At 61.7% G+C, this 26,498-nt stretch carries 24 protein-coding genes; 19 read left to right on the forward strand and 5 right to left on the reverse strand.

The features are described from left to right. Positions 1–211: 211 nt before the first annotated feature. A complete protein-coding gene (locus tag ACSX1D_RS08650) occupies positions 212–979 on the forward strand; it encodes a substrate-binding periplasmic protein (RefSeq protein ID WP_439861842.1) in 768 nt (255 codons plus the stop codon). Between the two features lie 240 nt (positions 980–1,219). On the opposite strand, the gene ACSX1D_RS08655 is transcribed toward ACSX1D_RS08650, so the two are convergent. Further along, positions 1,220–2,167: a LysR substrate-binding domain-containing protein gene (locus ACSX1D_RS08655; protein WP_439861843.1), complete on the reverse strand. Its 948-nt coding sequence runs from the start codon at positions 2,165–2,167 to the stop codon at positions 1,220–1,222. A gap of 154 nt (positions 2,168–2,321) precedes the next feature. On the opposite strand from ACSX1D_RS08655, the gene ACSX1D_RS08660 reads away from it, so the two are divergent. From ACSX1D_RS08660 to ACSX1D_RS08680, 5 genes are read left to right on the forward strand one after another with little or no spacing between them, the layout of a single operon-like run. Then, positions 2,322–3,443 carry an NAD(P)/FAD-dependent oxidoreductase gene (locus ACSX1D_RS08660; protein WP_439861844.1) on the forward strand — a complete coding sequence of 374 codons (1,122 nt, stop codon included), beginning with the start codon at positions 2,322–2,324 and terminating at the stop codon, positions 3,441–3,443. Then, complete coding sequence (locus tag ACSX1D_RS08665) at positions 3,433–3,771, forward strand: (2Fe-2S)-binding protein (protein WP_439861845.1); 339 nt, start codon at positions 3,433–3,435, stop codon at positions 3,769–3,771. Before ACSX1D_RS08660 ends, ACSX1D_RS08665 begins: the two co-directional genes overlap by 11 nt. Next, complete coding sequence (locus ACSX1D_RS08670; protein WP_439861846.1) at positions 3,761–5,167, forward strand: FAD-dependent oxidoreductase; 1,407 nt, start codon at positions 3,761–3,763, stop codon at positions 5,165–5,167. Before ACSX1D_RS08665 ends, ACSX1D_RS08670 begins: the two co-directional genes overlap by 11 nt. Next, positions 5,164–5,514 (forward strand): RidA family protein, encoded by a 351-nt coding sequence (locus ACSX1D_RS08675; RefSeq protein WP_439861847.1) that lies wholly within the window; start codon positions 5,164–5,166, stop codon positions 5,512–5,514. Before ACSX1D_RS08670 ends, ACSX1D_RS08675 begins: the two co-directional genes overlap by 4 nt. A gap of 49 nt (positions 5,515–5,563) precedes the next feature. Next, positions 5,564–6,346 (forward strand): ABC transporter substrate-binding protein, encoded by a 783-nt coding sequence (locus ACSX1D_RS08680; RefSeq protein WP_439861848.1) that lies wholly within the window; start codon positions 5,564–5,566, stop codon positions 6,344–6,346. Positions 6,347–6,762: 416 nt separating this feature from the next. Here the strand turns inward: ACSX1D_RS08680 and ACSX1D_RS08685 are convergent, their stop codons facing one another. Together ACSX1D_RS08685 and ACSX1D_RS08690 are read right to left on the reverse strand one after the other, a co-directional pair. Further along, a complete protein-coding gene (locus ACSX1D_RS08685) occupies positions 6,763–7,518 on the reverse strand; it encodes an SDR family NAD(P)-dependent oxidoreductase (RefSeq protein ID WP_439861849.1) in 756 nt (251 codons plus the stop codon). 41 nt (positions 7,519–7,559) lie between these two features. Continuing rightward, on the reverse strand, positions 7,560–8,345 hold the full coding sequence (locus ACSX1D_RS08690; RefSeq protein ID WP_439861850.1) for an enoyl-CoA hydratase: 786 nt from the start codon (positions 8,343–8,345) through the stop codon (positions 7,560–7,562). A gap of 150 nt (positions 8,346–8,495) precedes the next feature. Here ACSX1D_RS08690 and ACSX1D_RS08695 point away from each other — a divergent pair, with 150 nt between their 5' ends. The 10 genes from ACSX1D_RS08695 to ACSX1D_RS08740 all read left to right on the forward strand — a co-directional run bounded on the left by ACSX1D_RS08695 (position 8,496) and on the right by ACSX1D_RS08740 (position 19,894). Beyond that, positions 8,496–9,281, forward strand: coding sequence for an SDR family oxidoreductase (locus tag ACSX1D_RS08695; RefSeq protein ID WP_439861851.1), 786 nt, complete (start codon positions 8,496–8,498; stop codon positions 9,279–9,281). Between the two features lie 56 nt (positions 9,282–9,337). Beyond that, complete coding sequence (locus ACSX1D_RS08700) at positions 9,338–10,315, forward strand: bifunctional MaoC family dehydratase N-terminal/OB-fold nucleic acid binding domain-containing protein (RefSeq protein ID WP_439861852.1); 978 nt, start codon at positions 9,338–9,340, stop codon at positions 10,313–10,315. Between the two features lie 9 nt (positions 10,316–10,324). Next, positions 10,325–11,458 carry an acyl-CoA dehydrogenase family protein gene (locus ACSX1D_RS08705; protein ID WP_439861853.1) on the forward strand — a complete coding sequence of 378 codons (1,134 nt, stop codon included), beginning with the start codon at positions 10,325–10,327 and terminating at the stop codon, positions 11,456–11,458. Next, on the forward strand, positions 11,430–11,849 hold the full coding sequence (locus tag ACSX1D_RS08710; RefSeq protein WP_439861854.1) for a MaoC family dehydratase: 420 nt from the start codon (positions 11,430–11,432) through the stop codon (positions 11,847–11,849). The genes ACSX1D_RS08705 and ACSX1D_RS08710 overlap by 29 nt, the downstream gene beginning before the upstream one ends. A 19-nt stretch (positions 11,850–11,868) precedes the next feature. Beyond that, positions 11,869–13,047, forward strand: a complete 1,179-nt coding sequence (locus tag ACSX1D_RS08715) for a lipid-transfer protein (RefSeq protein WP_439861855.1) — start codon at positions 11,869–11,871, stop codon at positions 13,045–13,047. A 10-nt stretch (positions 13,048–13,057) separates the two neighbouring features. Continuing rightward, positions 13,058–14,227 (forward strand): acyl-CoA dehydrogenase family protein, encoded by a 1,170-nt coding sequence (locus tag ACSX1D_RS08720; RefSeq protein WP_439861856.1) that lies wholly within the window; start codon positions 13,058–13,060, stop codon positions 14,225–14,227. Positions 14,228–14,309: 82 nt separating this feature from the next. Further along, positions 14,310–15,500: an acyl-CoA dehydrogenase family protein gene (locus tag ACSX1D_RS08725; protein WP_439861857.1), complete on the forward strand. Its 1,191-nt coding sequence runs from the start codon at positions 14,310–14,312 to the stop codon at positions 15,498–15,500. A gap of 11 nt (positions 15,501–15,511) precedes the next feature. Further along, positions 15,512–16,666 (forward strand): acyl-CoA dehydrogenase family protein, encoded by a 1,155-nt coding sequence (locus ACSX1D_RS08730; protein WP_439861858.1) that lies wholly within the window; start codon positions 15,512–15,514, stop codon positions 16,664–16,666. Between the two features lie 67 nt (positions 16,667–16,733). Beyond that, positions 16,734–18,416, forward strand: a complete 1,683-nt coding sequence (locus ACSX1D_RS08735) for a class I adenylate-forming enzyme family protein (protein WP_439861859.1) — start codon at positions 16,734–16,736, stop codon at positions 18,414–18,416. A 95-nt stretch (positions 18,417–18,511) separates the two neighbouring features. Beyond that, on the forward strand, positions 18,512–19,894 hold the full coding sequence (locus ACSX1D_RS08740) for a DUF1329 domain-containing protein (protein WP_439861860.1): 1,383 nt from the start codon (positions 18,512–18,514) through the stop codon (positions 19,892–19,894). 216 nt (positions 19,895–20,110) lie between these two features. On the opposite strand, the gene ACSX1D_RS08745 is transcribed toward ACSX1D_RS08740, so the two are convergent. Beyond that, positions 20,111–20,800, reverse strand: coding sequence for a TetR/AcrR family transcriptional regulator (locus ACSX1D_RS08745; RefSeq protein ID WP_439861861.1), 690 nt, complete (start codon positions 20,798–20,800; stop codon positions 20,111–20,113). Positions 20,801–21,100: 300 nt separating this feature from the next. Here ACSX1D_RS08745 and ACSX1D_RS08750 point away from each other — a divergent pair, with 300 nt between their 5' ends. From ACSX1D_RS08750 to ACSX1D_RS08760, 3 genes are all read left to right on the forward strand, one after another. Next, complete coding sequence (locus tag ACSX1D_RS08750) at positions 21,101–21,940, forward strand: TauD/TfdA dioxygenase family protein (RefSeq protein WP_439861862.1); 840 nt, start codon at positions 21,101–21,103, stop codon at positions 21,938–21,940. Between the two features lie 53 nt (positions 21,941–21,993). Further along, entirely contained in the window at positions 21,994–22,764 is a 771-nt protein-coding gene (locus ACSX1D_RS08755) for a class II aldolase/adducin family protein (protein WP_439861863.1), read from the forward strand. A gap of 90 nt (positions 22,765–22,854) precedes the next feature. Continuing rightward, positions 22,855–23,787 (forward strand): 2-hydroxyacid dehydrogenase, encoded by a 933-nt coding sequence (locus ACSX1D_RS08760; RefSeq protein WP_439861864.1) that lies wholly within the window; start codon positions 22,855–22,857, stop codon positions 23,785–23,787. Positions 23,788–24,309: 522 nt separating this feature from the next. On the opposite strand, the gene ACSX1D_RS08765 is transcribed toward ACSX1D_RS08760, so the two are convergent. Next, a complete protein-coding gene (locus tag ACSX1D_RS08765; protein ID WP_439861865.1) occupies positions 24,310–26,439 on the reverse strand; it encodes an FAD-dependent oxidoreductase in 2,130 nt (709 codons plus the stop codon). Positions 26,440–26,498 lie beyond the last annotated feature (59 nt).

Raw genomic sequence — 26,498 nt, forward strand, 5'->3', positions numbered from 1 at the left:
GGCAAGACCTTCCAACGCTTCGGACGGCTTGAGCGATACGGCGACCTGGCATTTACGCTTACGCTGGCTATTGAACAGTGGCCGTATACCTTCGGTTGGTGTAGTTGCCAAGAGAGGCGGGTGGAGGCGGGTTTTGGGACGTTTCGGCCTGGAGCGTTTCCAGCTAGTCTTAGCCTGAGAAGCTACTGGCCAGCCACACCATAGAGGGCGCATGAGACTTTATTGCAATAAGGGCACGCGTGCCTTTTATCGAGTTCTGCTCATTCTCTACTTATTCTGCGCCCAGCCTGGCCATGCAGACGAACAGGTGATACAAGTCGCATGCGAGAACTGGCCAGGCTACTGCAGTCAAGAAGGCGGCGTTTATGTGGACATACTCAATGCCATTTACACGCCTCACGGGTATACCCTCAGCGTCTCACTCCTACCGTTTAAGCGCGCCCTAAATCAGCTTGAGCATGCACGTATCGACCTGATTCCAGGGATATTTCAAACGCCCGAGCGGCGAAAGATCTTTATTTACCCCAGCTACCGCCTATCAAACACCATTGCGGTGGATGCCTACCTGACAGGGCGATCCCAATGGAATACCCCGCGACGCTATGCACGCGTCCGCGGGTATCATTACGGGGGAGGGCAAGGTGAGCTGATTGAGGTGGAAAAAAACCAGCACGCCATCCGTTTATTGCAAATCGGACGGGCCGATTATTTTTCCACCGACCTGCTGGAGATGGCCATCACCCTTAAAGATATGGGCATCCCCTTTACTGACTACGCCTATATCATCACATCACGTGAAGGCCTGTATGTTGCCTTCAGCAATACGCAACGCGGCAAGCACCTAGCCATGATTTATGATGAAGGAATCCACACTCTTTACCAGAGTGGCTACCTGCAGGAAATGCTCGGTGCCCAGGTGCGAACGCTTTTCGACGAAAGGACTCGTGGCGAATATGTGCGCTTTCCAGAGTTTGAATAACGCTAATTAAGCTTGGCTGCCACTACAGTTGCATCTAGCCGGGCTTGGCTGTCCTGCTGCAAGCAGAAAACGGCATCGACATTGAGTTGCGCGAGCCTGGCGATTTCCAGCTCTGTCCGAGCCAGAGCTGGTCGAAGGTGCGCGGTGGCTTGCGAAGTCATTGGGAACTGCTTGGACAAGTGGCCTGGGAAGGCCTGCGCCATTGTCGTCGGACGGCTTGCTGGACTATGAGGCCGCGCATCAGGTTGACGCATGAACACCGTGCAGCGCCGCATCAGTTCCGGTATCTACTACGGTGTTCGGCGCCTCACTGGCGACGAACTCGCGCATATGCTGCATGAAACTCTCCTGAATGCGCGATGGCCTGGCTTGGGATGGCATCAGCATGCTGAAATCCATCTCGACTGCCGGTTCGAACGGACGAAAAACTATGGCGTCGCCCCGGTACTCCAGTGCGCTAATGGTATCCACCAGCGCCACCCCTGCGCCCAGCTCAACGAATGCACACAAGGATGCTGACAGCTGAGTCTCCAGCTGTAGTCGTCGTGTAACCCCGTGGGCGGCGAAAATGGCGTCCAGGTGATGGCGTGAGCCGACCGCGTGGGGGTAGGAAATAAATGCCTCGCCCTCCAGGTCTTCGGGCAGAACGACTGATTTTTCCTGCAGGCGGTGTCCGCAGGGCAGGGCGCAGAGCATGCTGGAGCGCAGCAGTCGCTCACCTCGTGGGCTGGGATAGGTATTTGGCTCAGCGATAAATCCCAGATCGCAGCGCTGGCCCACTACCTGATCCACCACTTCTCGAGATGACAGCACCGTCAGGCTGATCTGCGCCTGTTCGTGTCGCTTCACAAAGGCGCAGATCGCCCGGGGAAGGAAGGACAGGCCCAAAGCTGGTGCACAGGCGATCTGCAGCGAGCCGCGTGTCAGGCTGCCTATTTCCTTAGCGGCGCGGGCGATGCGCTCCACCCCCAGAAGCGAGCGCTGGACTTCCTCGTAGAGCACCAGCGCCTCGGGAGTCGGGTGCAGCCTGCCCTTGATCCGCTCGAACAGCGGGAAACCAATGTCATCCTCCAGGGCTGCGACCAACCGAGTGGCTGCGGGCTGGGAGATATGCAGCATTTCTGCAGCACGGGTCACCGTCTGCCCGAGAATCACTGCGCGAAAGGCCTCAAGCTGACGTAGGTTCATATTGCAGTCCATAACAAAAAGACATGGGCAGTCAAAAATAAAGCATTTTTAACCTGCGGTTAAGCCTTCTAGCATTCCTCGTGCTCCAGTCCTGATGCCAAACCTGCTGGCTTCAAGGGCATGGTCACCTAATGAAATGCCCGAGGGTCAACCTATGCAGAAAACACAGACCATAGTCGTAGGCGGCGGCCTCTTAGGCATGGCTACAGCCTATGGACTGGCCCGGTTGGGGCAACGAGTCTGTGTATTGGATGAGGGTGATTCGGCCTTTCGGGCCTCCCGCGGTAATTTCGGGCTGCTTTGGGTGCAGGGCAAGGGCTACGGCATGGCGCCCTACGCTCACTGGACCAGGCAAGGCGTTGCGCTCTGGCCAGAGTTGGCGGGCCTGCTGCAAGTAGAAACCGGCATTGACGTTCAACTGCGCCAGCCTGGCGGGTTCCAGCTCTGCCTGTCCGAGTCGGAGCTAGCCGAAGAAGTTCGGCGTCTGCAGTGGCTGAAAGACGAGTTGGGTGATTACCCCTTTGAAGTGCTGCGCAAGGACGAACTGAGCCGCCGCCTGCCTGGGGTTGGCCCCGCTGTCGTCGGCGCTTGCTATTCCCCCATGGACGGCCATGTGAACCCTCTCAAGTTGCTCCATGCCTTGTATCAGGCCTGCCTGCAACAAGGCGTTCGGCTGCTGACTGGCCACAAGGTTCTGGGCATCGAGGCCCGCGGCAGCGACTTCCTGATTGCCGCGGGGGACAAGCAGTTACGTTGTGAACAATTGGTGCTGGCCGCTGGTCTCGGCAATCGCGAGCTGGGCGCGCACCTTGGCCATGAAGTACCGCTGCAGCCTAGCCGTGGACAAATTCTCGTCACCGAGCGTGTGGAGCCATTCCTCAATCACCCCACCTCCACTGTACGGCAGACCGACGAGGGCACCGTGCAGTTGGGCGACTCGGCTGAGTCGGTCGGCTTTGATGATGGCACCAGCACTGCGGTCATGGCCGACATCGCTGACCGCGCCGTACGCAGTTTTCCACGTCTGGGCACTGTTCGCCTGGTCCGTGCCTGGGGCGCATTGCGGGTACTGACCCCGGACGGCTGCCCGATTTATCAGCCATTAAGCAAAGCGCCGGGCGCTTACCTGCTGTCCTGCCACAGCGGCGTCACCCTGGCCGCGATTCATGCGTTGCGCCTGGCGCCCTGGATCGCCGGGAAGATCGCGCTGCCTGAGGTGGCCGCTTTTGGGCTGGACCGCTTCAACTCTGCTACCGAGGTGCGCCATGCCGGCTGACAGCCTATTTATCCAGCTGCCCACGGACAGCCCCTGCGTGATGATCGAATTTGAAGGTCAGCCACTGGCCGTGACGCCTGGCATTTCTCTGGCCGCCGCCTTGCTGGCGAGTGGCGTTCGCCAAACCCGCAGCACAGCGGTCAGCGGCGCACCGCGCGCGCCTTATTGCATGATGGGGGTGTGCTTTGAGTGCCTGCTGGAAGTGGACGGCGTGCCTAATTGCCAGGCCTGCATGGTGACTGTCAGCGACGGCCTCAAGGTGCGTCGCCAGCTGGGGGCGCGGGTGTTGAGCGCGCTGGCTGAAGAGGGCGCGCACGATGGCATCTGAACGTATCGACCTGCTGATCATCGGGGCTGGCCCTGCGGGCATGAGTGCGGCCGTCGAAGCCCGCCGTCATGGCCTCGACGTGCTGGTATTGGACGAGCAGCCAAGCCCCGGTGGGCAGATCTACCGCAACATCCGCGAGAGTGATCCGCAGCGACTGGCGATATTGGGTGATGACTACAGTGCCGGCCGCCGCTTGGCGGATGAATTTATCGCCAGTGGTGCGCGCTATGTGCCTGGCGCGGCCGTCTGGCAGGTCGGCGAGCAGTGTCAGGTGCATTACCTGCTTGAGGGGCGCAGCGTGGTCGTCCAGGCGCGTCGGCTGCTGATCGCCACCGGAGCCTTCGAGCGTCCCATGCCGATACCGGGCTGGACGTTGCCAGGGGTCATGAGCGCCGGTGCCGGGCAAATCCTGCTCAAGAGCGCCGCGCTGCTGCCCGCCGGTCCCGTGGTGCTGGCAGGCTGCGGGCCGTTGCTTTATCTGTTGGCCGTGCAGTACCTGAAAGCCGGTATTCAGCTGTCGGCCCTTGTGGACACCGCTCAGCGCCGCGACATTCTGCAGGCCTGGCGACATATCCCGAAAGCCTTGCTCGGCTGGCGTGACCTGCTCAAGGGGCTGTCGCTGTTGGCGAAATTGCGCCTGGCCAAACTGCCGCATTACCGAGGGGCGCGAGCGCTGCGCATCGAAGGCGCTGAGTGCGCTGAAGCATTCTGCTTCAGCAGCGGCGGCAAGGCCTACCGGTTACCCGCCAACCTGGTGTTGCTGCATCAAGGTGTGGTGCCGAATACCCAGATAAGTTGGTCCTTGCGCATGCGCCACCAGTGGAGCGAGGACCAGCTCTGCTGGCGTGCCGAACGCGATCGGTGGGGCGAGACCAGTCTTGCCGGGGTGTTTATCGCCGGCGACGGCGGTGCCATAGGCGGCGCGCTAGCGGCACAGGAGCAGGGTCGGCTCGCTGCCCTTGCGGTGGCCGGTCAGTTGCAGCGACTGGATGACTCGCGGCGTGACGATCTGGCACGCCCCCATCAGCAGGCACTGACCCGATACCTCGCCGCGCGGCCGCTGATCGACGCCCTATATCGTCCGTGCCCGGAGAACCGCATGCCCCAGGACGAGGTGATCCTCTGTCGTTGCGAAGAGGTCACCGCGGGGCAGGTCCGTTCAGCCGTCCAGCTCGGGTGCCTCGGTCCAAGCCAGGCCAAGGCCTTCAGTCGCTGCGGCATGGGGCCTTGCCAGGGCCGGTTGTGCGGCCTGAGCGTTACCGAAATCATCGCTGAGCAGCGCCAGGTGTCGCCATCTGCGGTTGGCTACTACCGCGTTCGCCCACCGTTGAAGCCCATCACGCTCGCCCAGCTGGCGAGTCAATCCAGTCACGACCTTAGTCCGGAGACGCCATGAGCAGCATCCAACGTATCGACAGCAACGCCAAACTCAGTCGCGTGGTCGTGTATCAGGGCGTTGCCTGGCTGAGTGGCCTGGTCGCGGCCGATTGCAGCCAGGACATTCGAGGCCAGACCCGACAGGTGCTGGCGCGGTTGGATGAGCTGCTCGCCTCGATTGGTAGCGACAGAAGTCGAGTGCTCAGCACTCAACTGTGGATGAAGGACATGTCCGCAGACTTCGCCGCCATGAACGAAGAGTGGAGCGCCTGGTGCGCGGGTGAGCCGCCGGCTCGCGCCACCTGCCAGGTGACGTTTGATGATCCCGATATCCGCCTAGAGCTGATCGTCACGGCAGCCGCCTGAAACCGCTGGCTAAGCCCGTTTTACAACAACAATAGAAGTGGAGCCTCACATGAACCTAAAGATAAGCCTAACCACCCTGGGCCTGACCGGCCTGATCGCCCTCGGCAGCAGCGCCCAGGCCGCAGCTGATAGCCTGCGCCTGGGTATCGAGGCGGCGTATCCGCCTTTCGCTTTCAAAACGGCGGATAACCGCATCCAAGGTTTTGATTACGATATTGGCGAAGCCATTTGCACAGAAATGAAGGTGCAGTGTGAGTGGACGGAAGTCGAGTTCGACGGCCTGATCCCATCGCTCAAGGTGCGCAAGATCGATGCCGCCATCTCCTCCGTGTCGATCACCCCGGATCGACTCAAGTCGGTCGACTTCAGCAACAGCTACTACCGCCTTCCCGCCAAGATCGTGCACCGCAAAGACAGCGGCATCCAAGCCATACCGGCTGACCTTGCCGGCAAGCGTGTTGGCGTGCAGCGCTCGACCAACTTCGACCGCTACGCCACAGAGTATTTTGTGCCCGCAGGCGCCGAGATCGTGCGCTATGGCAATCAGAATGAGGTCTTTCTCGATCTACTGGCCGGTCGCATAGACGTGACCCTTGCCGGATCTGTAGCGATCGAGGAGGGCTTGCTGAACAAACCTGAGGGCAAGGCCTTCGAGTTTGTCGGTCCGAGCTATACCGATGTCAATTACTTCGGTATGGGCGCCGGTATTGCCGTGCGCAAGAATGATCCTTTGGTAGAGCGTATCAACCAGGCGCTGACGACAATTCGCAGCAACGGCACCTACGACAAGATCCGCAGCAAGTACTTCTCGTACGACATTTACGGCGAGTAATCCCAATGGTCCTTTCTTCGCTCGAGCATTTCGCCCTAGAGAGGCTGCTCGTTAACGCAGGGGTATCGTGCTCGGCGGTCGACCCAGCGAAAATCCAAGTGCTTGGACGAGAAAGGACCAAATATGGCTTTTACATCCTTGCCCGAAGCAATGGAGGGCTGGAGCTGACAGGGCTCCACCAGGAGCTCTACCTGCCGTTTACCCATCACGCATTCAGGCGCGGCGGCTACTTCGTTTGTTGGATCGAGGATGACAGCACGCTCTGCCTTGAGGCGGTCGCCAACCAACAGGACTGGCCAGGCGATATCTCTCCCGTCGATGTTCGCTGTAGAAGCTATCGTTACCAGCGTTTCTCGGCGCAGTGCCCGGAATCAATCCTGGGCCCTGCGCCGGAGAACGGATTGGCGAGGCATAGATCAAGCCGTCAGGCTGCCACCGTTGAGCGGGTAAACCTGTCCGGTCACCCAGCTGGCCTCGCGCGAGGCCAGGTAGGCGACGCCGGCACCGACGTCCGCGGGCGAGCCGGCGCGGGGCACGAAGCCGATCTTGCGCGCCAGTTCATCGGAGCCTTCCCAGTTATTCATGGTGCCCAGTGACAGGGCATTGACGGTGACGCCTTTGCGCCCGGTCTCGGCGGCCAGTTGCCGGACGAACCCGACGACCCCGGCCTTGGAGGCGGCGTAGGCGGCGATTCCCATGGGCACGCCAGCGCGCCAGGATTCGGAGGTGATGGCGACGATCCGCCCGTAGCCTTGCTCGAGCATGCCGGGCAATACCGCATGGCATCCGTTCATCAGGCCATACAGGTTCAGGCGCACGAAGCTTTCCCAGTCGGCGGGGGTGGAGTCCAGGAAGCGCGCGTAGCCCATGCCGGTGGTGGGGACGCCGGCATTGGATACGTAGATATCGATGGTGCCGACCTGCTCGCGAATGCGCGCGACCATTGCCTGCACCTGCGCATAGTCGGTGACGTCGGCCGGGGCGGCGATGGCCTTCAGTCCTTTGGCATGCAGCGCCTCTGTTGCAGCCTCTGCTCGCTCCGGGTAGTAGTCATTGATCGCCACTGTGGCGCCAAGCCGCGCGAGGGTTTCGGCGACACCAAGGCCCATGCCGCGCCCGGCGCCGGTGATGACGGCCACGCAACCATCGAAAGAGAAAAGGGTGTCGGTCATGGGGGCTCCCTGGCTGGTGGGTCGTTGCCGTTGATGGGGTATCAGCGACCTTCGAACTTCGCCGGACGCTTCTCGATGAAGGCCTGCATGCCTTCCTTCTGGTCGCGGGAGGCGAACAGCAGGGCATTGGCCTTGCGCTCCAAGGCCAGGCCGGTCTCGAGCGGCGCGTCCATGCCGGCGAGAATCACTTCCTTGATCTGCTCGGCCGCCAGCGGCGGCATGGCGGCAATGCTGCATGCCAGCTCGAGGGCGTGAGTAAGCACCTGGTCGTCATCCACGACCTCGCTGACCAGACCCGATATCCAGGCCTCCTCTGCGCTGATGGGCTGCCCGGTCAGGGCCATGCGCATGGCCTTGGCCTTGCCGACTGCGCGCACCAGCCGTTGGGTGCCGCCAATGCCGGGCATGATGCCGATGCGGATTTCCGGCTGGCAAAAGCGGGCGCCGCGACCGGCGATGATGATGTCGGCGAGCATCGCCAGCTCGCAGCCACCGCCGTAGGCGTAACCGCAGACCGCGGCGATCACCGGTTTCGGGCAGTGCTGGATCGGTGCCCAGACCCGCTCGGTATGGCGCTGGAAGATGTCGATGGGGCCAACGCCCGCCATGCTGTTGATATCGCCGCCGGCGGCGAACACCTTTTCGCCACCGGTGAGCAGGACGCAGCGCACCTCGGGATCGACAGCCAGCTCGGAGAAGTACCTGGACAGCAGCGCCTGCAGTTCCAGGCTAAGGGCATTGGTGGCCTGGGGGCGGTTAAGTCGCAGCAGGGCGACGCCAATCGCCGGGCGTTCCAGTAGTACCGGTGAGTCGGTTTGTTCAAGCATGAGCGGGTTCTCTTGATATCCGGTGCCTGATGGATAGGCATGCTCTCGATTGTTGCCGTGCCACTGTCGTGCTTCATCGTCCGTTCAGACGACGTGGGGAGTCGGGTTTGCCCCTAAAGTCCGGACTAACGGCATTATCAGGAGCGCGTCATGAGCCAACACTCAGGGCTGGATTACAGCGGCAAGGTGGTGCTAGTCACCGGTGGAACCAAGGGTATAGGCGCCGGTATCGCCCGCAGCTTTCTGGCAGCCAATGCCCGCGTGATCGTCTGCGGACGCAGCCAGCCTGAAGAGCTGCCGAGCGTCGGCGAAGCCCAAGCGGCTTTTATCGCCGCCGATGTGCGCAGTCAGGAGTCGCTAGCGCTGCTGTTCGATACGGTCCAGGCCGAATACGGCCGACTCGACGTGCTGATCAACAACGCTGGCGGCAGCCCGGCGGCCGAGGCCGCCACTGCCTCGCCACGTTTCCATGAAGGCATCATCCGACTCAATCTGATCGCCCCGCTGAACGTCGCGCAACAAGCCAATCGCTTGATGCAGAACCAGGTGGAGGGCGGTTGCATCCTGTTTATCGGCAGCATCAGTGCGCTGCGCGCTTCTCCGGGTACTGCGGCCTATGGTGCGGCCAAGGCAGGTGTTCTGGCGCTGGTGCAGTCCCTGGCAGTGGAGTGGGCGCCGAGGGTCCGGGTCGTAGCGGTCAGTCCGGGTCTGGTGCGCACCGAACAGTCTCACCTGCACTACGGCGACGAAGCGGGCATTGCGGCTGTGAGCGCCGGTATTCCTGCCGGGCGTATGGCCCACCCGGACGACATCGGCAATGCCTGTCTGTATATCGCCTCACCGCTCGCCAGCTACGCCAGCGGATGCAATTTGTTGCTGCATGGCGGCGGTGAGCGCCCTGCTTTCCTCGACGCCGCGAACGCGGCTTCGAACTGATCGACCCACGGCGACGCCCGTGTGCGGGCGCCGTCCTCAACACGCAGGAGACGAACTTGGCTGATCCAGAATTGCTATCCAAAGTGCGCGCCCTAGTGGGACGCGAGTACGGTCGCGTGTACGCCTGGGACGAAGTCAATGCGCCCATGATCCGACAGTGGTGCGAGATCATGGGGCTGGACAATCCGCTCTATACCGACCCAAAAGCGGCTGCCAACAGCAGCAATGATGGCCTGGTGGCGCCGGCCTCCATGCTGCAGGTCTGGTGCCTGGAAGGCTTCCACCTGAACAATTACGCGCCTGGCTCGACCACTGAGAACCCTTACGAGGTGCTCAAGCTGATCGAGGGTTATGGCTACGCCTCGGTGGTTGCGGTGAACTCCGAACTAACTTTCGAGCGCAACCTGCGGCCGGGCGAGAAACTCTACTACACCACGCGACTGGAGTCGGTAGGCGATGAGAAAACCACCGGTCTGGGGACGGGTTTCTTCGTCACTCTGGTGATGAGCTACTTCTCCGAACAGCCGGGTGGTGACGAGAAGGTCGGTGAGCAGCTGTTCCGGGTCTTCAAGTTCCGTCCGGCCAACCCCCAGCCACAGGCGGCCAAGGTCGAAGAAACGGCACCCAAGGCAGTGGCTAAGCGCCCGAAGCCGGGCATGAGCGATGACACCCGGTTCTTCTGGGAAGGCTGCGTTGAAGGCAAGCTACTGATCCAGCGCTGCACCCAGTGCGCGACGCTGCGACATCCGCCGGCACCAGTTTGCATCAAGTGCCACTGTTTCGACTGGGACACCGTGCAGGCCAGTGGCAAAGCCACGCTGTACTCCTTCGTGGTGATGCACTACCCGGAGGTCGCCCCTTTCGAGCATCCCAACCCCATTGGCCTGATCGAGCTCGACGAAGGCGTACGTCTGACTGCCGGCCTGATCGGTGTCAAGCGCGAAGACATCGCCATCGGTCAACGGCTTCAGGTCGAATTCCAGACCTTCGATGGCGACCTCCACTTGCCGCTGTTCCGGCCGTTGGAAGAGTAGGGAGGCCCCATGAATTTCGAACTGAACGAGGACCAGCAGGCGATCGCCGAAATGGCCGGCAACCTTTTTGCCGACTACTGCAGCGACGAGCGCCTGCGTGACGCGGACCTAGCTGGCGAGCCCTACATGGACCGCCTCTGGGCATTGTGCGTGGAAACCGGCCTGCATGCCCTGGCGATTCCTGAGAACTGCGACGGCAGCGGTCTCGGTGCGACCGATCTGATGGTTGTACTGGAGGCCCAGGGGCGCGCCCTGGCTCAGGTGCCGCTGTGGCGCCATCAGCTGGCGGCGAGCGCCCTGGCCCATTATGGCGGCGAAGCCTTGGCGCCTTGGGTGGTTCAGGCCGCCAGTGCCAAGGCGCTGCTGACCATGTCTCTAGACGGTCTGGACAGCGCCCACGGCATTGAGCTGAAGGCTCGGCGCGAGGGTGACGGATGGTGTCTGCAGGGACGTGCTGCGGCAGTGCCGCTGGCCGAGCAGGCGCAGGCCGCCCTGCTGTTGGCCGAAATTGACGGCGAGGCGCGGCTGGCTCTGGTGGATCTGTCATTGGCCGGCATTAGCGGTACCCCGGGCGTCATGACCCATGGCGAGGCGATTGCCGATTTGTACCTTGACTCAGTGCTGCTGGGCGCCGATGCGCTGCTGCCGGCCGCGGCCCTGGCCTGGCTGGAGCCACGGGCCATTGCCGCCCTGGCCTCGTTGCAGATGGGCGTCAGCGCAGAGCAGATTCGCCGCACCGTCGAGTACGTATCCGAGCGTCAGCAATTCGAACGCAGCATCGGCAGCTTCCAGGCCGTACAGATGGGCATGGCCGACGCCCATGTGGCGCTGGAGGCGTTGCGCAGCTCGCTCTGGCAACTGTGCTACCGCCTCGATGCCGGTCTGCCGGCGCCCACCGAGGCGCTGGCCACTGCCTATCTGGCCTGCGAGGCCGGTCATCTGGTCGGCCATAAAGCACAGCACGTGCACGGTGGTATCGGCGTCGATCTGACTTACCCGATTCACCGCTTTCTCTATTGGAGCCGCGCCCTGAGCAGCGCCTTGGGTGGCTCGGCGGCAAACCTTGAACGCCTCGGTGACTGCCTGAGCGCTAACGACAAGCTGGGATGGAAATATGACCTCGAAGAAAACCAAGCGCTTTGAAGACGTGTGCCCCGGCGAAGCGCTGCCGGAGCTGGCGATCCCGATCACTGTCGGTTTGATTACCGGCGGAGCGATAGCCACCCGCGACTATTTTCCCGGTCACCATGACCTGGAGGCGGCTCGTGAGCTGGGCTCGCCGCACATCTTCATGAACATCCTCACGACCAATGGACTGGTGCAGCGCTTCGTCGAAGAGTGGGCCGGCCCGGAGGCGCGCTTTGCCTCGCTGAAGATCAAGCTCGGGGCGCCCAACTATCCGGGCGACACCATGACCTTCAGTGGCGCCGTGAGTCGCCAGGATGCAGCCACCCGCACGGTGGAAGTGACCCTCAGTGGGAAAAATTCGATGGGCAACCACGTGACCGGTACGGTTGCGTTGGTTCTGCCCTAATTCGCGGGAGAAAGAACTGATGACGAATCCATCGATTTCCGGCCGCGCCGCCATTGTCGGCCTGGGCGCCACCGAGTTTTCAAAGAACTCCGGCCGCACCGAGCTGCGCCTGGCCATGGAGGCGACTCTGGCGGCGCTCAAGGATGCCGGTATAGATCCGTCCGAGGTCGAGGGCTTCAGCTCCTACTCGGTGGATAAGGTTCCGGAGTATGAGATCGCCCGTCTGCTTGGCTGCAAGGACGTTAAGTTCTTCTCCCAGGTGCCGCATGGCGGCGGCGCCGCCTGCGCGCCGGTGATGCATGCGGCGATGGCGGTCGCCACTGGCGTCGCCAAGGTTGTGGTGGTCTATCGGGCGATGAACGAGCGCTCCTGGTATCGCTTCGGCAGCGGCAGCTACGGTTTCGCCTCGACACCCATCTTCGAGAACGTCAACTACGGCTGGTACATGCCCCACGGCCTGCATACACCAGCCGCCTGGGTGGGGATGTTCGCCCAGCGCTACATGCACCGTTATGGGGCTACGTCCGAGGACTTCGGTCGCGTTGCGGTTGCCGTGCGCGACTTCGCCGCAACCAACCCGAACGCGTTCTTCTACGGCAAGCCGATCACCCTGGAGGAGCATCAAGCTTCGCGCTGGATCTGCGAGCCGCTGCACCTGCTCGACTGCTGCCAGGAGTCCGACGGCGCGGTCGCCATGGTCATTACTTCGGCCGAGCGAGCCCGTGACCTGGCGCAGAAGCCGGTGGTGATCAAGGCCGGCTCTCAGGGCATCACCGATGGCCAGCAGATCATGACGTCCTTCTACCGTGACGACATCACCGGCCTGCCGGAAATGGGCGTGGTGGCCAAGGAGCTCTATCGCCAGTCGGGCCTGGGCCCGGAGGCGTTCCAGACTGCGGTTATCTACGACCACTTCACACCGTTCGTGCTGCCGCAGCTGGAAGAGTTCGGCCTGGCCGAGCGTGGCGAGGCCAAGGAGTTCATCCGCGCCGGCCATCATGCACGCGGCGGCAAGCTGCCGATCAACACCCACGGCGGCCAGCTTGGCGAAGCCTACATCCATGGCATGAACGGGGTGGCCGAAGCTGTGCGCCAGGTGCGCGGCACCGCGGTCAACCAGGTAGCCGATGTGGAGAACGTGCTGGTCACCGCAGGAACCGGCGTGCCCACCAGTGGCCTGATTCTCGGTTCGGTATAAGGAGCGACCCATGTTCGTCGATCTAACCCCCGAGCAGCATGCCCTGCGACTGAAGGTCCGGGACTACTTCTCCAACCTGATGACCCCGGAACTGCGCCAGCAACTGCGCGGCAAAGAGGGTGGCGAGTTGTATCGCAACACCATCCGCCAAATGGGGCGCGATGGCTGGCTGGCGGTCGGTTGGCCGAAGGCCCATGGTGGCCAGGGCTACGCCGCCACCGAGCAGCTGATCTTCTTCGAAGAGGCGAACATCGCCGGCGCACCCCTGCCGTTCGTCACCATCAGCACGGTGGGCCCGGCGCTGATGGCGCATGGCAGCGAGCAGCAAAAGGAAAAATTCCTGCCGGGAATCGCTTCCGGCGAGATCATCTTCGCCATTGGCTATTCCGAAGCGAATGCCGGCAGTGACCTGGCCGTGCTGAAAACGGCCGCGCGCCTGGAAGGGGACCACTTTGTAGTCAATGGCAGCAAGCTGTGGACCTCCGGCGCCGAATCCGCGGATTACATCTGGCTGGCCGCCCGCACCGACCCCGAGCGCCCGCGCCACAGGGGCATTTCTATTCTGATTCTCGATACTCAGGCAGCGGGCTTCTCCACCACGGTGATCCCGACCACCAGCAACCCGACTGCGGCCACTTACTACGACAACGTCAAGGTGCCGCGGGATATGCTGGTGGGGGAACTGCACGGCGGCTGGAAGCTCATCACCGCGCAGCTCAATCATGAGCGCCTGGGCCTGGGCTCCTGGTCGGACAAGGTTGCCGGGTTGTTTCGCCGGGTGTATCTGTGGGCCAAGACACCCGACGAAGACGGTCGCCGTGCCACCGACAAGGCCTGGGTTCGCCGCGAACTGGCAGAGTGCTATGCCCGCCTGGAAGCCATGCGCCTGATCAACTTCCGCATCGCCGCGGATCTGGAGCAGGAACGTATGGACGTCGCCTTGGCTTCTACTACCAAGGTCTATGGCTCGGAATCTGCCATCGAAATTCTGCGCAAACTCTCCAGTATCGTCGGTGCAAACGGTTTGGTGCGGGGCGACTCGGCGGCTTCGCTGTTGCTGGGTGAGCTCGAATACGAGGTGCGTGCCTCGGTGACCCTCACCTTCGGCGGTGGCACCAACGAGATCCAGCGCGAGTTGATCGCCCAGTTCGGCTTGGGCATGCCGCGCACCCAGCGCTAAGCGCGCCTGGCGGGGCGGCTAGTACAATAATCGGATTCCAACCAGGCCGAGTTTCGGCCTGGTCAGGACAGAGGATCAAAGAATGAGCGCAATAGAGGAGTTCCGGCTGGCGACACGAGCCTGGCTGGAAGCTAACTGTCCGCCATCGCAGCGTATGGCAATCCCAGAGGGTGAATTGGTGTGGGGCGGCAGCTCGGTGGATTTTCCCAGCGAAGATGCGCGTCTGTGGTTCGAGCGGATGCGCGACAAACGCTGGTTCTGCCCGGAATGGCCTGAGGAGTATGGTGGCGCCGGCCTCAGCCCCGAACAGAACGCCGTGCTGGAAAGCGAGATGCGTCGCCTCAAGTGCCGGCCGCCACAGATCAACCTGGGCATCTGGATGCTCGGCCCGGTATTGCTGGAGTTCGGCAGCGAGGAGCAGAAGCGCACGCTGCTGCCGCCCATGTGTCGCGGCGAGGTGCGCTGGTGCCAGGGTTTCTCCGAACCCAACGCCGGTTCCGACCTGGCCAGTCTCAAGGCTTCGGCCCGCGATGACGGTGAGCATTTCATCGTCGATGGCACCAAGATCTGGACCTCCTACGGCGACAAGTCCGATTGGATGTATGCGCTGGTGCGTACGGACCCCAAGGCGCCCAAGCACCAAGGCATCAGCCTGATCGTGCTGGACATGCGCAGTGCCGGTGTGAGCGTCGCGCCCATCGATCTGATCAGCGGAAAGTCGGCGTTCTGCCAGGTGTTCTTCGATGGCGTAAAGGTGCCGAAAAGCCAGCTGATCGGACCGCTGAATGGCGGCTGGAATCTGGCCAAGCGCCTGCTTCAACACGAACGCAAGGCCATGTCGAAGTTTGGCGAGTTCAGCCTGCCCACGCATTTCCACCTGATGCCGCTGATCCGCGAGTACCTGCCCAACAGCGTCGCGCCCGCCGACCACGCCTTGCGCGCGCGAGCGCTGGCCTGTGGGATGGATGAGCACGCCTACAACCTGACTGTGCAACGCATGGGCGAGGAGGCGCGCGCGGGCCAGGATGTATCCGGCCTGATGTCGATCATGAAGCTGGTGCATACCGAGCAGGAGCGTGACAAGTTCGAGGTATTGCTCGATGCCCTCGGCTACCGTGCGCTGGGTTGGGAGGGGGACGCTTTCAGCGCCCAGGAATTGGCGATAACCCGAGCCTGGCTGAACAGTTTTGCCCTGACGATTTCGGGTGGCGCGTCAGAGGTCCAGCTCAACGTGATCGCCAAGCGGGTGCTCGGCCTGCCTGAAGCGAAGTGAGGAAATAGAAAATGAACCTGCTGTATAGCGAAGAACATCGACTGCTGGCCGACAGCGCCCGCGAGTTTCTCGCGGCGCGCAGTCCGGTGTCGGCACAGCGCCGCTTACGTGACGAAGGCAGCAGCCCGGGATTCGATCCAGTGCTGTGGCAGAACGCGGTGGCGCTCGGCTGGAGTGCGATCCCGTTTCCGGAAAGCCTCGGCGGACTGGAGTTCGGCTGCATGGGGCTGGGGCCGGTTTTCGAGGAAATAGGCCGAAATCTGTCGGCCTCGCCACTGTTGTCCAGCGTGGTGCTGAGCGGCTCGCTCTTGCACCTGGCCGGTTCGTCCGAGCAGCAGCAGCGCTGGCTCACTGCGATCATCAACGGCGAGCAGCGTCTGGCCCTGGCGCTTGACGAGCAGCCGCGCCACCGACCGTTGGCGACCTCGGTCGAGGCCGTGCGAGAGGGCGATGGATTTCGCCTCAGCGGCAACAAGTACTTCGTCATCGATGGGCTCGGTGCCGATGGTTATGTAGTCGCCGCGCGTACAGCAGGGCAGCCTGGAGAGGAGCAAGGCATCAGCCTGTTCCTGATCGAGGCGGGCACACCCGGATTGGAGGTCACTGGGTTGCCGCTGATTGATTCACGCAACTGCGCGCAGCTGAGGCTGGACGGGGTCAAGGCCGCAGCCACGGCATTGCTGGGCGAGGCGGGCCAGGCCTGGCCTGTGCTGGCCACCGCCCTGGATCGCGGACGTGTCTGCCTGGCCACGGAGCTGCTGGGAGCGTCCGAGCAACTATTCGCCGCCACCCTGGACTATCTGAAGACACGTGTGCAGTTCGATGTGCCGATCGGCTCGTTCCAGGCTCTGCAGCACCGCGCAGCGAAGCTCTATGTCGAGCTCCAGTTGGCCCGCAGCGCCGTCATGGCGGGGCTGGCGGCCCTCGATGATGGCGACTTGAGCGATGCCGAGCGTGGACGCCTGGCCAGCTTGGCCAAATGGAAGGCCGGAGAAGCGGCGGCCAAGGTCAGCAACGAAGCCGTGCAGATGCACGGTGGCATTGGCGTCACGGATGAGTTGGATGTGGGGCTGTACCTCAAGCGCGTGCGCGTGGCGCAGGCCTGCCTGGGCGACGGCGACTTTCTATGCGAGCACTACGCGGCGTTGAGCGAACGCTGCGAGTAATGCTTCAGCAGTCCTAGCCCTGCCGGGTATGACGTTCCACGCGTGCGGTGATTCGGAGAACAAAAAGATGCAGTTTGAACAGTGGCAGAGTGCCTGGCAGCAGCTGATTGCGCCAGGCTCGCCTTACGAGGTCGTTACCCCGGCAGAGGGGCCACGCTATTTTCGCCGGGCCCCCGAGAACCTGTTGGCAGCGATAGAGGTAGGGCGCCAGTTCGGCGAACGTGAGTTTCTGGTTTGGGAGCAGCAACGCCTCACCTTCGATCAGTACTTTCAGCAGGTAGATCGCCTGGCCGGGCAGCTGGCGCATCGTTTTGGCCTGCGTCAAGGTGATCGTGTGGCGATCGCCATGCGCAACCAGCCTGCCTGGCTGGTTGCATTCGCGGCAATTCAGCGCTGCGGCGGGGTTTGCGTGCCGCTCAATAGCTGGGGCCTGCGCGACGAGCTGTTCTATGGCCTGCAGGACAGTGGCGCGAGTCTGCTGCTGTGTGATGACCCGCGTTTCAAGCTGCTCCAGGGAGACCTGGTCGAGCGTCAATTGACGGCGATCGTCGTCGGCCTGGCAGAAGATCAAGCTGTCCCGAGCGGCTGCGTGCGTTATGAAACGCTGCTGGCAATGCCTGCACAGAGCGCCCCCGAAGTGCAGCTAGAAGCCGAAGATCCGGCATTGATTCTCTACACATCGGGCACGACCAGCCTGGCCAAGGGCGCGCTATCCACGCATGGGGCCGTATGCCAGGCCCTGACGGCCCTGGAGTTTCAAGGCGCATTCTGTGCGATGAGCTCGCCGGAGCGGATTGCCGGGGTGGTCAACAGTGGTTACGCGCCGACCACCCTGATGGCGGTGCCGCTGTTCCATGTCAGCGGTCTGCATGCCCAGTTCCTGCTGGCCCTGCGCACCGGGCGGCGACTGGTGTTGATGTACAAATGGGACGTCAACAAGGCCTTTGACCTGATTCGCGACGAGCGCTGCACGCAGTTCAATGGTGCCCCAGTAATGATGCAGCAGTTGTTGACGTCTCCGCGCTTCGGCAGCGCCGATACTGCGAGCCTGTTCGGCCTTGGCTTGGGCGGTGCGGCGCCGTCGGCGAGCTTGCTGGCCCATCTGACCCAACGCAAGCCAGAAGCCATCGGCGGCAGCGGTTACGGACTGACCGAAAGCAACGGCATTGGCGCTGCGATTGGCGGTGACCAGTTCGTCTACAAACCGGCCGCTGCCGGCTGGCCGCTTCCGATCGTCGAGGTACGAATCGGTGAGTCGCCAGAGCACGCCCTGCCCAACGGCGAAAGCGGCCTGATCTGGCTGCGTTCGCCGACGCTGATGAGTGCTTACTGGAAGCTGCCAGAAGCCAGCGCCGAGACCTTAAAAGAGGGTTGGTTAGATACAGGTGATATTGGTCATCTGGATGATGAGGGGTTTCTATACATCACAGACCGGGCGAAGGATCTGATCAACCGAGGCGGGGAGAAGATCGCCGCGGCAGAAGTCGAATCCTGCGCCTGCGAGATGCCTGGCGTGATAGAAGCGGCGGCCCTTGCCGTCCCCGACGACACCTTTGGGGAAGCGTTGGCTCTGGTTGTACGCAGCGACAGTGGGATCGCGCTTTCTGGCGAGGCTGTAAACGCATTCATCGCCGAGCGTCTGGCTGCTTACAAGGTGCCGGCGCAGGTGGTTATTCAGCATGACGCGCTGCCACGCAATGCGTCGGGGAAGGTGCTCAAATCGGTATTACAGAACTCGTTGGTCAGATAGTGACTGTTTAGTCCTTCTGGACGATGTGCCCGCCTGTAGATCAGGAAGAATGGAGTCACATCCCAGAAAGGCCTTACCAGCGAAGGAGGCAGTAGATGAAAATAACAAAAGCAGGCGTGATCCTTATGGCCACCGCGGCAGTCAATGCCGGCGTACTTGGCAACGCTTACGCGCAAGTGACTCCCGAGGAAGCAGCAAAACTTGGCAAGGAGCTGACCTGCGTCGGCGCTGAAAGAGCCGGTAACGCCGAGGGTACTATCCCGGAATACACCGGCAAGTATCTGGGTGAAGTGCCAGGCTGGAACCACGTCAAGTATTCCGGTGGACATGCGGTTGATCCCTATGCCGCTGAGCAGCCGATTCTGGTCATCACCGCGGAGAACATGAGCCAGTACGAGGCTCATCTGAGCGAAGGCCAGAAGGCGTTGTTCAAGCGCTACCCGACCACCTACAAGATGAACGTGTATCCGGGCCATCGTGACTACCGCTACCCGGACTATGTCTGTGAGCGGGCGATGAAGAACGCCCTGAGCGCCAAGGTGGTTGACGATGGTTTCGGCGTCGAAGGTATCGGCCAAGTGCCGTTCCCGATCCCCAAGACCGCGATGGAATTGCTGTGGAACCACCAGCTGCCGGCCCGCGCCTGGACCGAAGACAAGACTGCCGACCTGGCCTCGGTGCTGCCAAACGGCAGCATCGGCTGGGGCCGCGCCCGCGCCCGCAGCATGGCGCCGGCCAATGACCCCCACGAAGAACCGAAGACCGAGTACGGCGTGCAGGCGTACGGTTGGAACACCACCCTCAAGCCCGCGCGCGACAATGGCGTGATGAGCATTTCGCACGAGCCCTACAACTTCAAGGTCAACCCACGCCAGGCTTGGAGCTACAGCCCCTCGACCCGCCGTGTGCGTCAGCTGCCGGGTTATGGCTACGACCAGCCGATGATCGGCACCAACGGCACCATGACGATTGACGAGGACCGACTGTATAACGGCACTCCGGAGCGGTTCACCTGGAAGATGCTCGGCAAGCGCGAGATGTATATCCCGGCCAACGCATTCAAGGCCAACTCGGGCGACGTCAAGTATGAGGACATCCTCACCCCGAACCACCCCAATCCGGAGTTCATGCGCTATGAGCTGCGTCGTGTCTGGGTGCTCGAGGCCACGCTGAAACCAGATTACCGCCACGTTTATGGCAAGCGCGTGCTGTTCCTCGACGAGGACACCTGGCATTCGGTCATGGCCGACAACTACGACACCCGTGGTCAGCTGTGGAAGCACGCCTTCATCAACTACTACTACCATCCTGACATGAGTGCCTGGCAGGCTGGCTCTCAGTTCTTCATGGACCTCAACTCAGGCCAGTACACCGGCTACGGCATGATCAATGAGGCGAAGAAAGGTCCGATTCTCAACGAGGGCAAGTACACCCCGGATATGTACACCGCAGATGCGGCGAGGGCCCAGGGCCGTTAGGTACGCCAGGTAGCCTGAGTCACGACAAGCCTCGCCAGTTCATGGCGAGGCTTTTTTGCTTCTGCACAATATTGAGCGGATGCCAGGGCCGTCATGAGTACCAAGAGAGCGCGCGTGAGGCAGTCGTCGCGGGGGGCAATACGCCTTGTATTCAGATTGCTTGGGGATGCGGCACGTTGCATCTCCCTCCGATCCGTTGGGGATAGCCCACGCGCGCTACTCCTCGTCTTTGAATCCCGGCGGTCGCAGGCAACCGACAGCCATTGCGACCAAGCTGTCGAGCAAGGCCGGCGATTCGAGCTGTTCCGGAATATCTTCCTGTACCGAACGAATCACACTGCGTAAGCCTTGTCCGAGCAAATATGCCGCCAATTCTGGATGCGGTGTGTTGATCTCATGTTCATACATCTGCAGGAGCGGCAGCCAGGTCGCTTCGATGAATTCGGTCGCAGTTTGGTAGGGGCCGCGCCACATCCCAAGATGGAGGGCGTTGTGGTAGCGCAAGTGAAATGCCTGGTTCAATTTGAGCATCCGCACTTCGACGCGAATGATGTTGGCCAGGATCTCGCGCAGGGCTGTGGTCAGTGGCGCGCCGACGAGTCTTTCGCGAACCAACAGTAGTTGCTCGGCTTCTTCGTCGAGAATGCGCTCATAGAGCAAGGCGACGATTGCGTCTTTGTTGGGGAAATATTGATAGATCGAGCCGACGGCGACCCCTGACAACTCAGAGATACGGGCCACGGTTAGTGCCTCGTCGCCCTCTTCGTCGAGGATGCGCAGGCAAGCCTGCGCGACTGCGTCAACTAGCGCGCGCGAGCGCGATTGAGTTGGACGTTTGCGTAACGCAGGAAGCTGCTGCGACGTTGACCAAGTTCCCAATGCTGGTTCGTTGCCTTTCTTATTCATGAAAATCCGAGTGTCGTTCTTAAAACTCACAGGCGACAAGAAAATTACTATATAAATCAAATGCTTGAGCTGTTAATTTGCGATATGGAAACGCGAATATCACAGCGTCGGCGACCTTAGTATGATCGTTTCTGTCGATCGTACAACACCCTAACGTGCAGTCGATGCGCGGGCAAAGGCAGGGGAGTGGCCGGTCGATAATTCAAGCGGCATCGAAGCTGATTTGCCCGTACTTGGATGCGCGCCGCGGTTATTCCCGGCGTCGATAGCCCGATGTTTTAACTCACAGGGAGACTGTCCATGTCGTCACTATTCACCGTCCGCCCTCTCGGCCCCGCCATTGGCGCCGAAGTACTTGATCTGGATCTTAGATCAGTATTCTTGCCGGAAACGCTGACCGCGCTCGAAGATGCACTGGTAATACATGAAGCACTCGTACTGCACGTTCCCGACCTGCAGCCCGAGCAGCATCTGGCGATTGCGCAACATTTCGGCGAACCGGAAGTTCACACTTTTTATCCCAATCTTGGTCAGGGATTCGAGCAGATCACTATTATCGACTCCAAGCTGGGAGATCGAGCCGATATGTGGCATCACGACGAGAGCTTTCTCCCCAGCCCTCCCATTGTCACCATGACCCACGCCAAGATTCTGCCTCCTTGTGGTGGCGACACCTGCTGGATCAGCATGACGACGGCCTACGACGCGCTGTCCGAGCGGATGAAGCAATACCTCGACGGCCTTAATGCCTGGCATGACATGAATGGTCCGATGACAGCGGCGCTGCGGCAAAATGTCGTGACACACGAGCGCTATGTCGAAGTCATCAAGATGGGCCGGCGCCACCTGCATCCGATAGTGATCAAGCATCCTGTGACGGGCCGCAAGGCGCTGTATATCAGCCCGACCTACACCACGCATATCGACGGTCTGGCAATTGCCGAAAGCGATGCAATCCTCGCCTATCTGCATGCCCACTGCCAGCATGTTCAATTTGGCTTCCGGCATCGCTGGCGTGTCGGTGACATGGTGCTCTGGGACAACCGTAGCGTGCTTCACAATGCCATCCTGGATTATCAGCCGCATCAGCGGCGCATGCAGCGCGCCTCGGTGTTCGCTCGCGAGACTGCGCACGCGTGATTCATTGTTTTTCCGACAACCGCAATACAGCGGTAGTGCAAGAGGACACAAGTATGTTGAAGGATGCTCTGAATTCCGAGTTGCTGGCCCGGTATATTCCTAAACCAGGCCGGTACGCTTTGTTGCCCGACCTGACGCCGCGGCAGACCGTCGCGTTGCTGTGCCGCGTGTTGCATCGAGAAGGGTATAACGATCATATCGCGGGCCATATCACTGTCCGTCAGGACGACGGCACCTACCTTGCCAACCCGTGGGAGCTGACCTGGGGTGAAGTGACCGCTTCCGATATCGTGCGTCTCGACGCGGAAGGCAAGGTCATCGAAGGCGACTGGAACATCACGCCGGCCATCAACCTGCATATTGATGTTCATGCCGCGCGGCACGATGTTGGTGTGGTGATTCACAACCATCCGCAGTGGGGATCGGTTTGGTCGGCGGTGGGACGTATTCCTCCGATTTACGACCAGACCTCGGCCATGGTCGATACCGATCCGGTGCTTTATGACGAGTATCGCGGCACCGTTGAAGATGAGGAACTGGGCCGCGCCGCAGTGGACGCACTTGGAATGCACAAGTGGGCGCTGCTTGCGAACCACGGCGTCCTGGTGGTGGCCAATGGGATCCGCCAAGCGCACCTGCGAGCCATCACGCTCGAGTGGCGTAGCCGTCTGGCGTGGCGCGTCGAGATGCTCGGCGGCGGGTCGCCCCTACCCGCCAGCGTCGCCACTGCGACCGGGCAGCGCACCGATGCAAATGGCTTCCCCTTCCTGTGGGAGGCCATGGCTCGAGAAGAAATCCGTCGGGACCCCACTGTGCTCGAGTGAGCTGTTCCCGAGTTGGACTGCGGCATGGACAGCATCCATGCTGCCACGTTATCGGTCGTACCCCATCTCTGAAAGGACGCTCATAGAACAATGAAGCCGAACCTGCTGCTTGTCTCTAGGTTTCCCGATGCCTTTTGCGAGCGCCTGCGCGAGCATTTCGATTGTCATGAGTATGCGCAACTCGATGCTGATCGCATGGCGGCACTGGCCCCGAAGCTGCGTGGCATCGTTGCCAGTGGCGAGTCGATAGTGACGCGCGACCTGATCGCTCGCTTACCAGCACTCGGGATCATTTCGGTGCTAGGTGTCGGTTACGACGGTATCGACCTCGAGGCGGCACGGGACCACAACGTGTGCGTAACCCATACCCCAGGGTTATCGACCGACGACATTGCCGATTTCGCTATGGCGTTGTTGCTGTCGGCTGCGCGTCAGGTGGTGAGCGCCGACAGATTCGTCCGCCGGGGGGATTGGGCGGTTGGGCGGTATCCCCTGACAAGAAGCGTCTTTGGCGGGCGTATCGGCATCGTTGGTTTGGGTCGTATAGGCAGAGCGGTGGCGAAACGCGCTCTAGCATTCGGTATGAGCATTGCCTACACCGGTCGGACTCAGAAAGCGGATGTTGCTTATCGCTGGTACAACGATGCGCGGACCTTGGCTGCTAATGTCGACTTTCTAGTGGTGTGCGCCAGCGCGAGTGCCGCCACACGTGCCTTGATCAACGGAGCAGTACTCGATGCGCTCGGGCCTTCAGGCGTGTTGGTTAATATCGCGCGTGGCGCCATCGTTGACGAGGAGGCCCTGGTGCAAGCCTTGTGTGAGCGCAAGATCCTGGCAGCGGGGCTCGACGTGTTTAGCAATGAACCCCGTATTCCAGATGCCTTGCTTGCGCTCGAAAACGTGGTGTTGACGCCTCATATGGCGAGCATCACGGGCGCTACCTTGCAAGCAATGTTGGATCTGACGTTCGACAACCTGGCGGCTCATTTCGCGGGGCAGCCCGTACTGTCACCAGTGGCGTAGCATTCGGTTAACTTAGTCGTTGCCCTGACTTCCTGCTCGGGGACTGCGAGTGGTTTTCGGCAGGGCAAGCGCCTAGCCCGGCCGCAGCCCTGATTGCGAGGCTCTTCTCGCGAGCTTGGCGGCCACTCGAGGTACTTGCGATCTCTGTTGGCCACACATGTCTGTGTAGACCACGATTGCCACACTCTCTACCAGCCTGCACTCCGCGCAATTTCGCGACCTCGCCTGCCTTGCTGCTGAGTAGCCAGCGAAGACTTTTAAGGGATGGCTATGGGTCGGTGTCGCCGGTTCGGCGAGAGGGCATCGGTGTTCGGCGGCTTATCGTTGTTTAGACGGCAACCCCGGCAGTACGGTCAAATGATTGGAAAAGCTAAGGGAGCCGAACGAGACGATTCGATCAAGCGAATCGGCCTCCGGCATTTGTAGCGGCTGTCGACGGCTGCACTCGATCGTGCAACGGTCGCGGGAGGGTTAGGCTGGAAAGGAGACCGGGACGGCGCGGGCCGCCCCGGTGGGTGCAGATCAGACTTCGCGCCCGGCCTTGTGGCCCGCGGCGATTGCGCCTTCGATATAGCCCAGAGACTGGCAGTCACCGATGCTGGTGACATTCAGTCCGGCCTGGGCCAGTGCGTCACTCAGACGAGTGTCAGGCATGGCACCGGTGGCCAACACCACCGAGTCGCTCTGGCTGCTACCGCTTTCGCCGTTTGCCAGCCGATAAAGCACGCGGTCGTTCTCTATGGCCGTGACGGTGGCGCCGGTGATCAGGTTGGCTTCATGGCTGCGCAGTTCGTGCAGTACTCGCCAGCGGCGCACTATTGCGAGCTCGCGGCCCAAGTGGCTACCTTCCTCCAGGACACACACCTGCCGGCCGCGGGCAATCAGAAACTCGGCCAATTCCAGTCCGACCAGACCACCGCCGATGATGGTCACGCGCTTGCCCAAGGGCATCCATACCCGTGAAAGCTTTTGCATCGCATCGGTGCTGTCAGTGACGCCAACCAGGCTTCCCGCCTTCATCATCGTGCGTTGAGTGAACGACAGCTTACGCTTGGCAATCTCTTCGGCTCCGTCACCCGTCATCAATCGGCGCAACTCATCACCGCTCCAGACATGCTTCTGCTCGGCCCCGGGGATGGCAGGCGCGGTGCGCTGGGCGCCGGTGGCCACGAGCACCTGATCGGCGGCCAGGCCGCGCAGCAACGCTGCAGTGGCCTCGGTGTTGAGCCGCACCTCTATAGGCAGGTTCTTCACCTGATGCAGCAGGTTATCGAGTAGACGGCCGTTTTCCGGATAGGCGAGGGCGGCGAAGAACAACGTGCCGCCGAGGCGATCGCTACGCTCCAGCAGCGTGACCCGGTGCCCGCGCAGCGCGGCCACGCGAGCGGCTTCGAGGCCGGCGGGGCCGCCGCCGACGACCACGACATGGCCTGGACTGGCGGCCGGACTGATGACGTACTCGGCCTCATGGCCGGTCATCGGGTTGACGGCGCACTTGACCCGATTATTGACGAAGATCTGGCTGACGCACACATAGCAGTAGATGCAGGGTCTGATCGCCTGCGCCTGGTTGTCGCGCAGCTTGTTCGGCAGCTCGGGATCGGCCAGCAACTTGCGACCCATGGCGATGAAGTCGCACTGCTTGCGGCCAATCGCCGCGTCACCGACCTCCGGTTCGATCCGGCCGACGGCGATCACCGGGATGTTCACGCATTGCTTGATTGCAGTGGTCCAGTCCATGAATCCGGCGGGTTTCTGCACCAATGGCGCCTCGGTGAAGGACACGCCACTGGTGGTCGCTGCATAGGCCGACACACTGACGGCATCGGCACCTGCCGCCTCAGCCATGCGGGCTACGGCCTTGGCATCGTTCAGGGTGATACCGCCGGGGGTGAACATCTCCTCGGCGTCCAGGCGCAGCCACACGGGAAACTCTTTACCGACGCGCTGGCGGACGGCTGCAAGCACTTCCAAAAGTAAACGCGCACGGTTTTCCAGGCTGCCGCCGTAATTGTCCTCGCGCTTGTTGTAGTACGCCGAGAGAAAGCCGGCGATGATGTAGCCGTGGGCGGCGTGAATCTCCACGCCGTCGAAGCCGGCGCGCTTGGCTCGCTCGGCGGCCGCGGCAAACCACTCGATCATCCGCATGATGTCGTCCTGATCCATCACGCGGATCTGTACCCCCCCTTCGCGACGCTTCGCCGAGCTGATGAAAAGCGCCATTTCCTCCGGGGTAAGGGCGTCCATCATGTCGCTTTTGCTCGCTGGCGGAATCGACGGGACCATCAGCGGTCGGCCTTCGGCCATGTCTCGTATCGCGGTCTTGCCGGCGTGCTGCAGTTGCATGGCGATCTTCGCGCCATGCTTGTGCACGCGCTCGGTCAGGCGGGAAAGGCCAGGTAGGAACTCGTCGGAAGAGACCCCGACCTGGAAGGGCTCGGCCGTGCCCGCCGGAAAGGCGATAGCGCAGACGCCCATGATCAGCAGGCCGGCGCCACCGGCGGCGCGCGCTTCGTAGTACGACTGGATGCGCTCGCCGCAGTGACCGTCGGCTTCGGCGAAGTTCGAGCCCATGGGGGCCATGACGATCCGATTGCGCAGTTCGAGCGAACCGATTCGACCAGCAGTCAGTAGATTGGAATAGGTAGTCATAATGTGCTCAGCCCTTGCGGATGACCGGTCGAACCGGCAGCGGCTGAGGCATTGCCGCT

Origin of the sequence: Pseudomonas sp. MBLB4136, from assembly GCF_051904765.1 — a bacterium.
GTDB lineage: Bacteria > Pseudomonadota > Gammaproteobacteria > Pseudomonadales > Pseudomonadaceae > Aquipseudomonas.

Bases quoted from the DNA above. Each gene is read 5' to 3' on its own strand.
- ACSX1D_RS08650 (WP_439861842.1), top strand. From the start codon at position 212: ATGAGACTTTATTGCAATAAGGGCACGCGTGCCTTTTATCGAGTTCTG.
- ACSX1D_RS08655 (WP_439861843.1), bottom strand. From the start codon at position 2,167: ATGAACCTACGTCAGCTTGAGGCCTTTCGCGCAGTGATTCTCGGGCAG.
- ACSX1D_RS08660 (WP_439861844.1), top strand. From the start codon at position 2,322: ATGCAGAAAACACAGACCATAGTCGTAGGCGGCGGCCTCTTAGGCATG.
- ACSX1D_RS08665 (WP_439861845.1), top strand. From the start codon at position 3,433: ATGCCGGCTGACAGCCTATTTATCCAGCTGCCCACGGACAGCCCCTGC.
- ACSX1D_RS08670 (WP_439861846.1), top strand. From the start codon at position 3,761: ATGGCATCTGAACGTATCGACCTGCTGATCATCGGGGCTGGCCCTGCG.
- ACSX1D_RS08675 (WP_439861847.1), top strand. From the start codon at position 5,164: ATGAGCAGCATCCAACGTATCGACAGCAACGCCAAACTCAGTCGCGTG.
- ACSX1D_RS08680 (WP_439861848.1), top strand. From the start codon at position 5,564: ATGAACCTAAAGATAAGCCTAACCACCCTGGGCCTGACCGGCCTGATC.
- ACSX1D_RS08685 (WP_439861849.1), bottom strand. From the start codon at position 7,518: ATGACCGACACCCTTTTCTCTTTCGATGGTTGCGTGGCCGTCATCACC.
- ACSX1D_RS08690 (WP_439861850.1), bottom strand. From the start codon at position 8,345: ATGCTTGAACAAACCGACTCACCGGTACTACTGGAACGCCCGGCGATT.
- ACSX1D_RS08695 (WP_439861851.1), top strand. From the start codon at position 8,496: ATGAGCCAACACTCAGGGCTGGATTACAGCGGCAAGGTGGTGCTAGTC.
- ACSX1D_RS08705 (WP_439861853.1), top strand. From the start codon at position 10,325: ATGAATTTCGAACTGAACGAGGACCAGCAGGCGATCGCCGAAATGGCC.
- ACSX1D_RS08710 (WP_439861854.1), top strand. From the start codon at position 11,430: ATGACCTCGAAGAAAACCAAGCGCTTTGAAGACGTGTGCCCCGGCGAA.
- ACSX1D_RS08715 (WP_439861855.1), top strand. From the start codon at position 11,869: ATGACGAATCCATCGATTTCCGGCCGCGCCGCCATTGTCGGCCTGGGC.
- ACSX1D_RS08720 (WP_439861856.1), top strand. From the start codon at position 13,058: ATGTTCGTCGATCTAACCCCCGAGCAGCATGCCCTGCGACTGAAGGTC.
- ACSX1D_RS08725 (WP_439861857.1), top strand. From the start codon at position 14,310: ATGAGCGCAATAGAGGAGTTCCGGCTGGCGACACGAGCCTGGCTGGAA.
- ACSX1D_RS08730 (WP_439861858.1), top strand. From the start codon at position 15,512: ATGAACCTGCTGTATAGCGAAGAACATCGACTGCTGGCCGACAGCGCC.
- ACSX1D_RS08735 (WP_439861859.1), top strand. From the start codon at position 16,734: ATGCAGTTTGAACAGTGGCAGAGTGCCTGGCAGCAGCTGATTGCGCCA.
- ACSX1D_RS08740 (WP_439861860.1), top strand. From the start codon at position 18,512: ATGAAAATAACAAAAGCAGGCGTGATCCTTATGGCCACCGCGGCAGTC.
- ACSX1D_RS08745 (WP_439861861.1), bottom strand. From the start codon at position 20,800: ATGAATAAGAAAGGCAACGAACCAGCATTGGGAACTTGGTCAACGTCG.
- ACSX1D_RS08750 (WP_439861862.1), top strand. From the start codon at position 21,101: ATGTCGTCACTATTCACCGTCCGCCCTCTCGGCCCCGCCATTGGCGCC.
- ACSX1D_RS08755 (WP_439861863.1), top strand. From the start codon at position 21,994: ATGTTGAAGGATGCTCTGAATTCCGAGTTGCTGGCCCGGTATATTCCT.
- ACSX1D_RS08760 (WP_439861864.1), top strand. From the start codon at position 22,855: ATGAAGCCGAACCTGCTGCTTGTCTCTAGGTTTCCCGATGCCTTTTGC.
- ACSX1D_RS08765 (WP_439861865.1), bottom strand. From the start codon at position 26,439: ATGACTACCTATTCCAATCTACTGACTGCTGGTCGAATCGGTTCGCTC.